This is a genomic window from Geodermatophilus sp. Leaf369, assembly GCF_001424455.1.
Classification (GTDB): Bacteria; Actinomycetota; Actinomycetes; order Mycobacteriales; family Geodermatophilaceae; genus Klenkia.
In genome coordinates, this window is record NZ_LMQA01000004.1 from 250509 (window position 1) to 262905 (window position 12397).

The 12397-nt window shown below is 74.0% G+C and carries 13 protein-coding genes; 8 read left to right on the top strand and 5 right to left on the bottom strand.

What is annotated here, in order from left to right; all coding sequences use genetic code 11:
* Window positions 1-21: 21 nt before the first annotated feature.
* Window positions 22-654 carry a TasA family protein gene (locus tag ASG36_RS17530; RefSeq protein ID WP_055766916.1) on the bottom strand — a complete coding sequence of 211 codons (633 nt, stop codon included), beginning with the start codon at window positions 652-654 and terminating at the stop codon, window positions 22-24.
* Window positions 655-884: 230 nt separating this feature from the next.
* Between ASG36_RS17530 and ASG36_RS17535 the strand changes: the two genes are divergently transcribed.
* On the top strand, window positions 885-2408 hold the full coding sequence (locus ASG36_RS17535) for a HAMP domain-containing sensor histidine kinase (RefSeq protein ID WP_157498909.1): 1524 nt from the start codon (window positions 885-887) through the stop codon (window positions 2406-2408).
* A gap of 17 nt (window positions 2409-2425) precedes the next feature.
* A complete protein-coding gene (locus ASG36_RS17540; protein ID WP_162245207.1) occupies window positions 2426-3079 on the top strand; it encodes a LuxR C-terminal-related transcriptional regulator in 654 nt (217 codons plus the stop codon).
* 3 nt (window positions 3080-3082) lie between these two features.
* Here the strand turns inward: ASG36_RS17540 and ASG36_RS17545 are convergent, their stop codons facing one another.
* Together ASG36_RS17545 and ASG36_RS17550 are read right to left on the bottom strand one after the other, a co-directional pair.
* The gene (locus ASG36_RS17545) at window positions 3083-3799 is read right to left on the bottom strand and encodes a hypothetical protein (protein ID WP_157498911.1); all 717 of its coding nucleotides are present in this window, start codon (window positions 3797-3799) and stop codon (window positions 3083-3085) included.
* A 146-nt stretch (window positions 3800-3945) separates the two neighbouring features.
* Window positions 3946-4800 carry a hypothetical protein gene (locus tag ASG36_RS17550; protein WP_157498913.1) on the bottom strand — a complete coding sequence of 285 codons (855 nt, stop codon included), beginning with the start codon at window positions 4798-4800 and terminating at the stop codon, window positions 3946-3948.
* A gap of 101 nt (window positions 4801-4901) precedes the next feature.
* Here ASG36_RS17550 and ASG36_RS17555 point away from each other — a divergent pair, with 101 nt between their 5' ends.
* Window positions 4902-5501 carry a signal peptidase I gene (locus tag ASG36_RS17555; protein ID WP_055766934.1) on the top strand — a complete coding sequence of 200 codons (600 nt, stop codon included), beginning with the start codon at window positions 4902-4904 and terminating at the stop codon, window positions 5499-5501.
* A 227-nt stretch (window positions 5502-5728) separates the two neighbouring features.
* Here the strand turns inward: ASG36_RS17555 and ASG36_RS17560 are convergent, their stop codons facing one another.
* Entirely contained in the window at window positions 5729-6784 is a 1056-nt protein-coding gene (locus ASG36_RS17560; RefSeq protein ID WP_055766936.1) for a hypothetical protein, read from the bottom strand.
* Window positions 6785-6983: 199 nt separating this feature from the next.
* On the opposite strand from ASG36_RS17560, the gene ASG36_RS17565 reads away from it, so the two are divergent.
* The 5 genes from ASG36_RS17565 (at window position 6984) to ASG36_RS17585 (ending at window position 11780) form a co-directional block, all read left to right on the top strand.
* Window positions 6984-8069, top strand: coding sequence for an ATP-dependent DNA ligase (locus ASG36_RS17565; protein WP_055766939.1), 1086 nt, complete (start codon window positions 6984-6986; stop codon window positions 8067-8069).
* 64 nt (window positions 8070-8133) lie between these two features.
* A complete protein-coding gene (locus ASG36_RS17570) occupies window positions 8134-9699 on the top strand; it encodes an alpha/beta hydrolase (protein WP_235495178.1) in 1566 nt (521 codons plus the stop codon).
* 19 nt (window positions 9700-9718) lie between these two features.
* Entirely contained in the window at window positions 9719-10774 is a 1056-nt protein-coding gene (locus tag ASG36_RS17575) for a DNA polymerase domain-containing protein (protein WP_055766941.1), read from the top strand.
* The gene (locus ASG36_RS17580; RefSeq protein ID WP_200944548.1) at window positions 10771-11508 is read left to right on the top strand and encodes a CPBP family intramembrane glutamic endopeptidase; all 738 of its coding nucleotides are present in this window, start codon (window positions 10771-10773) and stop codon (window positions 11506-11508) included. Before ASG36_RS17575 ends, ASG36_RS17580 begins: the two co-directional genes overlap by 4 nt.
* Window positions 11509-11576: 68 nt before the next feature.
* Entirely contained in the window at window positions 11577-11780 is a 204-nt protein-coding gene (locus ASG36_RS17585; RefSeq protein ID WP_055766945.1) for a cold-shock protein, read from the top strand.
* An 88-nt stretch (window positions 11781-11868) separates the two neighbouring features.
* Here the strand turns inward: ASG36_RS17585 and ASG36_RS17590 are convergent, their stop codons facing one another.
* Complete coding sequence (locus ASG36_RS17590; protein WP_055766948.1) at window positions 11869-12321, bottom strand: hypothetical protein; 453 nt, start codon at window positions 12319-12321, stop codon at window positions 11869-11871.
* Window positions 12322-12397 lie beyond the last annotated feature (76 nt).

A 12397-nucleotide genomic window follows, 5' to 3' on the forward strand; every position in this document is an offset into this window, starting at 1 on the left:
ATCGCGGCCGCCCCCTCGACTTCAGATGTTCTGGGCTGGCAGCTGGGTGAGCCGGTAGTCGTAGCGGAACGAGAACTGGTCGCTCTGGATCTCGTTGCCTGCGTTGCTGTTCACGGTGACGGTGATGATGGAGCAGGCGGTCTCGCCTGCAGCGATGGGAGCGGGCTGGCTGTACTCCTGGGCGCGCGTGAGATCCGACAACGTCCCCGCGTCGTAAGACTGTCCCCCTGTGTACGAGGCGTCGCAGCTCTGACCGGTCCTCAGAGAACCGTACGTAGACCTGACTGAGGTGTTGGCCGCCAACTCCCCGGATGTGTCGTCTCCACAGGTGCGGTCCACCACCTCTTCACCTCCGACGCATCCGTTTTCACGCTGGGTCTCACTGACGATGCGCCCCGAGATGAAACCGGGCAGAGAACCTGCGTTTCGGATGGCCGTGTAGTAAGTCACGACATCACCGGGAGCGAGGTTGTTCACGTTCAGACCCGTCGTCGTGGCCGTGGGCGACGACTCCTGCAGGAAGAGCGTGCCGGCCTGCGCAGCGGGAACCGTGGCACTTCCGGTGTCGCTGAACGCGGCGAACGTGCCGCTGGCGCCGAATGCGACCAGCGCAGCGCCGCCCATGGCGGCCGAGGCGAGAACGATCTTCTTCACGGTGTGTCTCCTGACGTGTTCGTCGCTCCGCGACGCCTTCTCGCCGGCCCCTGCCTGGCGAACACGAGGAGGCTCTCCGAAGGCGGAGGGGCCCCACATCGTCACTTCTGTTGATCTGCGACAGACGTGGCCGCGTGTCGTGACGGAACCGTTCAGTTTCGTGACTCTCAGGTCATGGACTGACACCCGTTCGTGTGATGTCGTCACTGGCGACCACGGGGGGTCACTCGATGCACGTACGTCAGGGGTCGGTCGTCGGCTCCCAGCAGTCCACGCGACACCAGGTCCTCGACCGGTTCGGCCGGGTCCTGTCCAGCCCCGCCACTGGGTTCGTGGCTCTCGGCGTCGTCGTCGTGGTCGTCTCGCCGGGGACCGACCGCCACCAGCTGCTCGAGGTCGCTGCCGCGCTGGCCTTCCTGGCCGCTGGCGCCGGCCACCTCCTTCGCGGTCGGGTCACCGGGAACCTGACCAGCACGCGGCTCGGCCTGGCGCTGGCGACGCTCGGGCTGCAGCTGCCTGCCTCGTTCGCGGTGCTCGTCCTGCTCGACGCACAGGGTGCCGTCCTGGCACGAGGTGTGCACGCTGCCGCCTACGCCACGGCCGCCGTCCTCGCCCTGCGCGCCGCCGTCCCCCACGTCCGGCGCTGGCTGGCCCGGACACTGGTGGGCTCGGTGGTGGCGGCGGGGACCGTCCTCACCGGACTGCTGGCTGCCCCGGACCCGGCCACGGTGCGCGCGGCTCTCGCCCTCGGCTTCCTGGGCGCCTCGGGGCTGTGGGCCGGTGTGGCTGTGGTCGCCGCGAGGGTCGACCCGCTCGGCGACCGGGGCCGCGCGTCATCGAGGGCCATCGCCGCCATGGCCGCCCTCGTCGCTGCGTCCACGACCGGCGCGGCGGTCGCACAGCTCGGGGACGGCGGTGGGGCGGTGCCCGCCGGTCTCGTGGACGGCGCTCTCCTGACTGCCGGCGTCATCGCAGCTGTCGGCGCTGCCCGCCGCATCACCGACTCCCTGGACGGACAGGAGCGGTACGTCGCCGCGCTCATCGAGCAGCTGGCCCACCACGAGCTGCAGCTGCAGCAGACGCGGGGTTGCCTGCACGACGCCCGAGCGGCCCTCGCCGGGATCCAGGCGGGGGCCTCGGCCGCCCACCACCCCAGCGTGCGGGCGGACCCGGTCCGGCGCGAGCAGTTGGAGCGTGCGACGACGGCCGAGATGGCCCGACTGCAACGCCTGCTGCGCATGCCCGAGCGGACGCCGGTCATCGCCGACGTCGATCTCGACGTCCTCCTGGACAGCCTCGTGGCCGTCCACCGGGAACGCGGCCTCCGCATCCGGTGGAGTGGGACCGGCCAGACGCCCGTCCGCGCCGACGGGGACGCTCTCGCCGTCATCGTGGGCAACCTGCTGGGCAACGCCCTCGTCCACGCCGCGGACAGCGTCGTCGACCTCGAGGTCACCGTCGGAAACGAGCTGACCGTCTCGGTCACCGACGACGGCCCCGGGTTGAGCGACCTGCAGCGGCACAGTGTCTTCGAGGCCGGGGCACGCCGGGACGGAAGCCCGGGTGAGGGCATCGGCCTCGCTCTCTCCCGCGACCTGGCCCGGCGACACGGCGGGGACCTCGTCGCCCGACCCGCGGCGGAGGGTGCCCACTTCCGTCTGACCCTGCCGGTCACGCCCGTCGCACCGTGCGACGTCCGGTCTCCCGGCTCCGAGGGCTCCTCACCGCTGCACGGTCTCCGGCTCGCCGGGTGAACGGTGCGGTCCTCGTGGTGGACGACCACGTCCTCTTCGCGCAGGCCGTGGCCCTGGCACTCGAGTCCCGCGGGTCCTCTCCGGTGCTCGTGTCGCCGCGGTCCGCCGCGCAGGTGGTGGACGCCTGCGGTCGAGCAGCCCCGGCCGTCGTCCTGTTGGACCTGCGCTTGGGCACGGGTGAGGACGGCGAGCACCTGGACGGTCTGGACCTGGTCGCAGAGGTGGCGTCCACCGGGTGTCGGGTGATCGTCCTGACCGGTGAGCAGGGGGACCACGTCTGGGGCACGGCCCTCGAACGAGGGGCCGTCGCCGTCCTGCCCAAGGACGTCGACCTCGACGTCCTCGCCGCGACCGTCGAAATGGTTCAGCGGGGCGACGTCGTCACCGACCCCGGTCGACGACACCAGCTCATCGCGGCCGCCCGACGGGTGAGGGGTGCTCGGGCCGCTCAGCTGGCCGCGTTCAGCCAGCTGAGCCCGAGGGAGGCCCAGGTGCTCCGGTTGCTCGCCGCCGGCCAGGCCGCCGGCTCGATAGCGAGGACGGCGCACGTCAGCGAGGCGACGGTCCGCACGCAGATCCGGGCAGTGCTCACCAAGCTGGGCGTGCAGTCCCAGTTGCAGGCGGTGGCCGTCGCTCGTCGCGCAGGTTGGCTGGAGGACACGGGTCCCTGACCATCAGCCGCCGGCCGGGAGCGTGGTGGCTCCGGACTCCGTGCTGATCGGCGCGTCCGTGGGGGGTCCGTCGGACGACGGCGCCTCGGCGGGGACCGGTGTCGAGGCCGCCGGGGCCGCGGGCGCCACGGTGGGTGGAGCAGGTGTGCTCGTCGTGGCCGACGGGCTGCTGGCGGTGGGTGAGGCGGTGGCGGGCGCCTCCGCCACAGGCTCCGCAGGCTCCTGGGTCGAGGGGTCCTCGTCCTCCACGACGGACGTGGGCGGCAGCTCGGTCTGCGGCAGCACCACCGGACCCCCGGCCGGAGGCGGGAGGAGTGCCGGGGGGAGCACCCCGACGGGGACGTCCAAGCGGTCGGAGAAGCCCCCGCCCTCCTGGGTCACCACCAGCTGGACCCGGCCCTCCCAGGCGGCTCCGTCAGAGGCTCCGGCCCACCGCACCACGACGGTCGACACCGCCGCGCCGGTGCCCCGCGCGATCGGGGCCTCGGAACCGCACGCCGCCACCGTGCGGGATGCAGGCCCGCTGGCCTCGATGGAGAGGCTGTTCCCGGCCAGGGGCCCGCAGTCGGCATCCGTGTCCCCGACCGGGAGCACCCGGGCAGTCAGCACCCACGACGTCTCGCGTGAGGTCGAGATGCTCACCAGCACCTCCGCACCGGCGTCGGGCCCGACGAGGGCCACCGGGTCCTGCGACTCCCCCGGGGGGAGGACCCTCGTCAACCACAGGGTCCCCGCCCCCGCATCGGCGGTGACGGCCGCACTGTCACTGAGCAGGGCGAACGTACCCAGATGACCGGAACCAGCCCCGGCCCAACCACCACACAGCGCGCACACCAGGACGGCCACCAGCACGGAGCGACGCCTGGTCATCGGACCTGGTCCTGACGCCGGCGCCGGACCAGGACGAACAAGGCCCAGAACAGAACAGATGCGCCCACGAAGAGCGCTCCCAGGGCGAGTGGGGCGTCGAACACCGATCCGGCCGCCGTGGCCCGGACAACACCGTCATCGCCGCCGACAGCCACGTCGACCGTCGCGGTCCCCACGGTGTCCGGCCCCGGGGCCACCAGCGCGGCGGCGTCGGCAGGGCGCGCCGTCGACGAGCCGCGGTCCACCCCCTGGGTGCCGGCTGCCACCGGAGCGGCACCCAGGTCGACCTGCGAGGTGGTCCCGCCGGCCCCGGCTGCCACGTCCGGTCGGTCGCTCTCCGCCGGCAGCGACTCCCCACCCAGCGCGCCACCGGGGCCCGAGGCGACCAGCCCGAGGCTGAGAGCCAACGTGTCCGACTGCGCGAGGTCGTCGTCCTCGCCGTCGGGGAAGGCGAACGTGAGGACGAGACACTCGGGACCGGCGACATCGACGCGCGCGACCCGTCCGCCACCGAGGTCCAGGGCGGCGGGATCGGACAGGGTCCGGCACGAGCCTGCCTCGTACCGCCCCGCCTCCGCGGTGACCTCCACCTGGGCGGCCAGCTCGCCGCCGTCCGCGGTGCACGTGGTGTCGCCGGCGGCCACCTCCGGCGCCAAACAGCCGTTCTCGCCCTGGTCCAGGGCGAGCACGGTCACCCCCAGGCGGTCGGCCTGCCCGGCCCACGACGCGGGCAGGGACACCGTGGTCGACCAGCTGCCCCCGGGTGCGAGCCCGTCCTCGGCATGCGCGACTCCCACCGGGAGACCCGCGACTGCAGCGGTGAGCGCCAGGCCACCCAGGGCACGGCTCACGGGGGGTCGGCGCACCCCGTCATCGTGCGGGCGCCCGAGGGGGCCGGGCATCGTCTGTTCTGATGATGCCGCGGGGGTGACGGCGTCCCCAGGATGGGCGGGTGCCCACTCTCGTGCGCAGGATCCGCCAGTTCACCGCCTGGTCGTTGGGGCTCGTCCTCCTCGGCACCACGGCCGTGGCTCTGACGGTCGCGCTGTTCCCGCGGGTCACCGACGGTCAGGCTCTCGCCGTGTTGAGCGGGAGCATGACCCCGGCCATGCCGGTGGGGGCGATGGTCTTCACCCAGCCGGTCGACACCGATGACGTGTCCGTGGGGGACGTGCTCACGTTCGTCCGGCCGGGCGGCGCGGGTGAACTGGTGACCCACCGGGTCGTCGCCGTGGACACGTCGGGTCGCGAACCGCTCTTCAGCACGCAGGGCGACGCGAACGACGTCGCCGATCTGGACCCCGTGCCGGCGGCAGCCGTGGTGGGGGAACCACGGTGGGTCGTCCCCGAGTTGGGCCGTTGGGCAGCCGTCCTGCACAGTCCCCGTGGCCTGGGGGCCCTCGTCCTCATGGTCTGCGCCGTCGTGGCGACGGCACCTTCCTCACGAGTGGATGCGCGAGGGCCAGGGGCACGGGGAGACGTGGACCCACCCTCCGGTGTCGAGCCCGTCGAGGCTGATGCGGGCGGATCCCGCACCCTGCGCCCTGTCTGAGCTCCGCCACCCCTGACCACGGCGGTCCTCGTGTCCCACGGGAACCGGGCACGGGTGCTGGCTGGACCTGCGGCGGCCAGCGAGCCGTGCGACCCAACACGGCGCTGCTCGACGGCCTCGCCGTCGGCCGGCCTACCGCCCGACCTTCCCGACTCATCGCCACGCCCCCGGGGACGACATCAGGCCCACCGGAGCCCCCTCCCCAGCACGTCGCCGAGCACACCGCGTCAGGGGCCCTCCACCGGGTCGGGGTCCGCCGGAGCCGATGTCTCCGCGGGTGGGGGTGTCGTCGGCGGCGCCTCCGTCTCGGTGGGCGGCTCGGACGACGACGGAGGGGACGTCGCCGGGGGCGATGTCGGGGGTCGCGTCGTGGGCGCGGGGCTGGACGGGACGCCGGTCGAGCCCCCGCTCGACGACCCCCCTGCCGTCGGCGCAGCGCCGGTCGGAGACGACGGCCGCTGGGGCGAACCGGTCGGGACGGGACCCCCGCCGGACGGGCGCGCCGTCGTCGCCGGGGAGTCCGTGGTCCCGGACGAAGGCGGCCGGGACGTCGTGGTCGTGCGGTCAGCCGACGGTGCGGTCGCGGTCACGGCACTCGAGGGCGGCAGCAGCACGGTCGGGTCCTCGACCACGACGCTCCCCTCGCCGGTCAGCGACATCGCCACGTCCTGCGCCACCGCGCCGGCACCCGCGCCGAGGGTCAGGACCATGCGGCCGGTCCACTGCGCGGGCCCCGTCTGACCCGCGGCCGGGACCGCGCTGAGGGTGAAGGAGGCGACGGGCTCGTCGGGGCTGAGCTCGGCCACCTCCCAGTCGTCGGTCGCCGCGGCGCAGGCCGACGCGCTGCGGGGCACGGCACCGGCCGAGCCGGTGGTGACGACCAGGTCCACCGCGGGCAGCTCCGCGCAGGGTGCCTCCAGGCCGATGGAGAGCACGCCGGCTGCCTCACCCTCCAGCCGGACGACGAAGGGGGCACCGGTCTGCGCGCTGCCGACCGCTGCCACGCCCGCGCCGCTGAGCGCGGTGGACGTCACGACCAGGCGAGGTGCGTCGGTGGAGTCGGAGGAGGGCGCGGTGACGAGGAAGAGGACACCGACGGCACCGACGACGACGGCCGGGACGATGAGCACGGGGATGGTCCGGCGGAAGCCGAGGCCCCGGATGCCGTCCACGACGCGACCGGGGAGGCTGCGGCTGCGGTCCACCGGTCGGGGTCCGACGAGCGGGCGCCGCGCCGGCTCGGCGGCCGAGGGGTCCCAGGCAGCCCAGTGTTCGTCTGTCATCGTCGTGTCCCCGTCCGCACCGGCTGTTCGTCTGCTACGCCGTACGGGCGTCCCTCCCGAGAGTGACACGCCGCAGCCCTCTGGTGGTGGCCAGGGCTCCTCCCACCTGTGGACGGGCACGCACAGACGGCAGGCCGCCACCCAGGGTGAGATTCCCGGTGACCCCCCGTGCCGACCGGCGCACTGCCAGACTGGGCTGGTGGACCTGCCCGTCGCTCCCCCGGTCAAGCCGATGCTCGCCAAGGCCGCGAAGACCATCCCCACCGGGGAGGGCTGGTTCTACGAGCCCAAGTGGGACGGGTTCCGCTGCATCGTGTTCAAGGACGGCGACGAGGTCGAGCTGGGCAGCCGCAACGAGAAGCCGCTGACCCGGTACTTCCCCGACGTCGTCGAGGCCGCCCGCGCCCAGCTGCCGGACAAGTGCGTGGTGGACGGCGAGATCGTCATGCCCCGCGGCGACCGGCTGCACTTCGAGTCGCTGCTGCAGCGCATCCACCCCGCCGCGTCCCGGGTGACGAAGCTGGCCGCGGAGACCCCGGCGTCCTTCGTGGCCTTCGACCTGCTCGCCCTGGGCGAGGAGTCGCTGCTGGCCACCCCGTTCGCCGACCGGCAGGCCCGCCTCCGCGAGGCACTGGCCGAGGCCCAGGCGCCGGTCCACGTCTCCACGATCACCTCCGACGCCGAGGTCGCCCAGCGCTGGTTCGAGGAGTTCGAGGGCGCCGGCCTCGACGGCGTCGTCGCCAAGCGCGGGGACCAGGCCTACGAACCCGACCAGCGGCTGATGACCAAGGTCAAGCACGTCCGGACGGCGGACTGCGTGGTGGCCGGGTTCCGCTGGCACAAGACGACCACGCCCGAGCACCCGCTGGTCGGCTCGCTGCTGCTGGGGCTGTACGACGGCGACGGCCGGCTGCAGCACATCGGGGTGGCCGCCTCCTTCACCACCAAGCGCCGTGGCGAGCTGGTCGCCGAGCTCGACCCGTACCGCGCCGACGCGCTCTCCGGGCACCCCTGGCAGGACTGGGCCAACGCCCAGGTGGAGGCCGACGGCGAGCGCCGGATGCCGGGGGCCACCAGCCGCTGGAACAGCGGGAAGGACCTGTCCTGGGTGCCGCTGCGCCCGGAGCTCGTGGTGGAGATCCGCTACGACCAGCTCGAGGGCAGCCGACTGCGGCACACCGGCCAGTTCCAGCGCTGGCGCCCGGACAAGGACGCTGCCGACTGCACCTACGACCAGCTCGACACCCCGGTCCGGTACGACCTGGGCGAGGTCCTCGGGGGCTGAACCGCAGGCGTCTGGGGCGGGTGTGACGGGCGGGACACAGGTGACCCTCCTACGCTGGACGACCGTGACTGCTCCCGCGCGCCGCCCCGCCGTCCTCCTGGCGGTGCTCGCCGCCGCCCTCATGGTGCTGTCGGCCTGCACCTCCGGCGAGGAGACCGACGCCGCCGCGACCGCCACCAGCACCTCCGCGACACCAACCGAGGCCCCGGTCGAGCCGGTCGCGTGGGAGGACTGCACCAGCCAGATCGCCCCGATCATCGCCGGGCGCCCCGGTGCCGACCGGCCGCTGACCTTCTCCTGCGGGCAGATCGCGGTCCCGCTCAGCTACGACGACCCGACCGGCCCGAGCCTGTCGCTGTTCGCCGTCCGCGCGGTGTCGGGCACGCAGGCCGAGCGGATCGGCTCCCTGGTGGTCAACCCCGGCGGCCCCGGCCTCTCGGCCACCGACGCCGCCGTCCAGTCGGCACTGACGCTGCCCGACGCCGTGCTCGGCCGCTTCGACGTCGTCGGCGTGGACCCGCGCGGGGTCGGGCTCTCCCAGCCCGTGGAGTGCATCTCCGACGAGACCAAGGACGAGCTCACCGCGTCCGAACCGCGGCCGACCACCGCGGCCCAGCTCGACGACGCCTTCGCCCTGGCCGACGACGTCGCCGCCGGCTGCGCCGAGGAGTACGGCGAGGGCCTGGGCGCCTTCTCCACCGTGGACTCCGCCCGCGACCTCGACGTCGTCCGGCAGGCCGTCGGTGACGAGCAGCTGACCTACCTGGGCTACAGCTACGGCACCACGCTGGGCTCCACCTACGCCGAGCTGTTCCCCGAGGACGTCCGGGCCATGGTGCTCGACGGCGCGGTCGACCCCGACGCCGACCGCGAGGAGGCCGCCGAGGCCCAGGCCGCCGGCTTCGAGACCGCCTTCGACGCCTTCGCCGCCAACTGCGTGGCCCTGGTGAGCGGCTGCCCGGTGGGCGCCGACCCGCGCACGTTCGTCAACGACCTGCTGACCCAGGCCGGTACGACGCCGATCGCGAGCAGCCGGGAGGGCGAGACCCGTCAGGCCACCCCGGGGCTGGTGCTGGCCGCCGTCCGCTCGGCGCTGTACACCCCGGCCGCGTGGCCGCAGCTGGCCCAGTCGCTGGCCGCCGCGCAGGCCGGGGACGCCGCCGGCGTGCTGACCCTGGCCGACACCTTCACCGGTCGCGGCGAGGACGGCACGTACACCAACACCATCGACGCGAACCTCACCGTGAGCTGCTCGGACACCGAGGAGAGCCACGATGCCGACGAGGTGCGGGCCCTGGTCGCGGAGTGGAACACCACCTACCCGCTGTTCGGCGCCGACGCCGCCCTGGGCCTCTACACCTGCACGCCGTGGGAGGCCCCGCGCACCCCGCTGCCCGACCGCACCGCCGAGGGCGCCGCCCCGATCCTGGTGGTCGGCACCCAGGGCGACCCGGTGACCCCGCTGCCCGGCGCCGTCGACATGGCCGAGGACCTCACCTCCGGGGTGCTGTTGACCTGGCAGGGGTCCGGGCACACTGCCTACCCGCAGACCCAGTGCGTGACCGACGCGGTGAACAGCTACCTCGTCGACCTGGTCGCCCCGCTCGACGGGCTGACCTGCCCCGCCTGACCGCCTAGGGTCTCCGGTCGTGGCCAGCAGCAAGGACGCCGTCGTCCTGACCGTCGACGGGCACGAGGTCCGGGTGTCCAGCCCGGGCCGGGTGGTCTACGACGCCACCGACAGCACCCCGGCGGTCACCAAGCTGGCCGTCTGCGAGTACCTGGTCGCCGTCGGCGAGCCGATGCTGCGCGCGCTGGGCGACCGCCCGACGGCCATGGAGCGCTGGCCCGACGGCTGGCACGAGGGCATGCGGCTGGCCACCGGACCCCGGGACCCCGATGCCGACGGCTTCTACCAGAAGCGGCTGCCCAAGGGCGCCCCCGACTGGATCGAGACCACGCGCATCACCTTCCCCAGCGGCCGGACGGCGGACGAGCTCTGCCCCACCTCGACCGCCCACCTGGTGTGGGCCGCCCAGATGGGCACCCTGACCTTCCACCCGTGGCCGGTGCGCCGGCCCGACGTCGACCACCCCGACGAGCTGCGCATCGACCTGGACCCCCAGCCGGGCTGCACCTTCGCCGACGTCCGCCGGGTCGCCGAGACCACCCGGGAGCTGCTCGCCGAGCTCGGGATGCGCGGGTACGCCAAGACCAGCGGCAACCGGGGCGTGCACGTCTACGTCCGGATCCGCCCCGAGCACTCATTCGAGGACGTCCGGCACGCCGCCATCGGGCTGGGCCGTGAACTCGAGCGCCGGGACGACGGCGTGACCACCGCGTGGTGGAAGGAGGAGCGCGGCGAGCGGGTGTTCGTGGACTTCAACCAGAACAACCGGGACCGCACCATCGCCGGGGCCTGGAGCCTGCGGGCCCGCCCCGGCGCCCCGGTCAGCACTCCGCTGACCTGGGCCGACCTGGCCGAGCTGGCCGACCCGGCGACGCTGAACGTGACGACGGTGCCCGACCGGCTGGCCGACGGCGACCCCTGGGCCGACGTGGACGAGGTGGCCCACGACCTGGCCCCGCTGCTGGAGCTGTGGGAGACCCTGCCCGGCGGCGAGCTGCCCTTCCCGCCGGACTACCCGAAGATGCCCGGCGAGCCGATGCGGGTGCAGCCCTCGCGGGCCAAGAAGCAGGAGTGACCCGCCGGTTCCTCCCGCTGGCCCTCACGTCGGTCGCCCTGCTGGTCTGGGGCGTGCTGGTGGTGCCGCGGCTGCCCCCGGCCCCGGGCGTGCGGACGACGGCGAACCTGCTGGCCGTCGCCGTGCTGCTCGCGGTCACCCGGCCCTCCCGCACCGAGCTGGGGCTGCGCCGGGATCGGGCCGGGTCCGGCCTGCGCTGGGGCGGACTCGTGCTGGGCGTGGTCGGCGCGGCCTACGTCGTGGCCTTGCTGGTCCCGCCGCTGCACGAGCTGCTGGACGACGCGGCGGGCACCGAGACCACCGCCGAGCTGCTGCTGCGGGTGCTGGTGTTCATCCCGCTGGGCACCGTGCTGGCCGAGGAGCTGGCCTTCCGCGGGGTGCTGCTGGGCCTGGCGCTGCGGGTGCTCGGCCCGGTGCGCGCCGCCCTCGTCACCTCGGTGGTGTTCGGTCTGTGGCACCTGGCGACCGCCCGGACCCCGGACGCCGCGGTGCAGGACCCGCTGCTGAGCGCGGTGGCCGTGCTGGGCGTGGTCGCTGCGACCGCCGGCGCCGGGGTGGTCTTCGCGTTCCTCCGGCTGCGCAGCGGCAGCCTGCTCGCCCCGGTGGCCGCCCACCTGGCCACCAACGCGCTGGGCCTGGTGGCCGTGGCGATCGCCGTCCGCAGCGGGGGTCGACCGGCTCTGGACACCCCGGATCTGGGTGCGGTGCTTTCGCAGCTGGCGTGGTGTGGTTAGGCTCGTGGTGTCGGGAAGGCTCTGTAAGTGGCAGGACCCCGACGCACGACCTCAGCTAGGAGCGAGCAATGCCCGAAGGAACAGTGAAGTGGTTCAACGCCGAGAAGGGGTTTGGCTTTGCCACCCCCGATGGCGGCGGCCCGGACGTCTTCGTCCACTACTCGGCGATTCAGACCAGCGGGTACCGCTCGCTCGATGAGGGCCAGCGCATCTCGTTCGACGTCGAGCAGGGCCAGAAGGGCCCGCAGGCTGCGAACGTCAACCCGGTCTGATCTCCCGACCGGGCGGCTGACTCCAGCCACCTGAACCACCGGCAACGCCCCTCGACCTCCGGGTCGGGGGGCGTTGCTGTGTCTGCCCTCAGTGCGCCCGCGGCACGTACCCGCCGATGAGCGCGGACATGAGCAGCGCCCCGGCATCCGGGCCGACCGCGGCGGTGGCGTCGGCCAGCGCCTGCCAGCGGGCCCGCTCGACGTCGGTCGCGGCGTTCGCAGCACGGGCGCCCACCTGCTCGGTGAGCCGCTCCCACTCCGTCTGCGGGGTGGGCCAGAGCCCGGTGAGCCGGCGGGCCTCCCCCGAGATGCCGGTGACCCGGACGACCTCGCCGGCGTGGTTGGTCAGCGCGGCGACGTACCCGGTGTCGACCAGCCCGCGGATCGCGGCGACCACCTGGGGTCGCGGCAGCCCGCTCGCCGGGACCACCTGGCCGAGGTAGGGGGCCCCGCCGTGCTCCGGGCTGTCGACCAGCCGGGCCACCGCCCGCAGCACCGGGAGGTCGCGGGTGAACCAGGAGTCGGACAGCGGGTCGGTCATGGGGTCCTCTCGGGCACGGGCTCCCGGCCGGGTGCGGCCGAGCCCGTCCACGGTACGCAGTGCCCGGTGCGGGGCG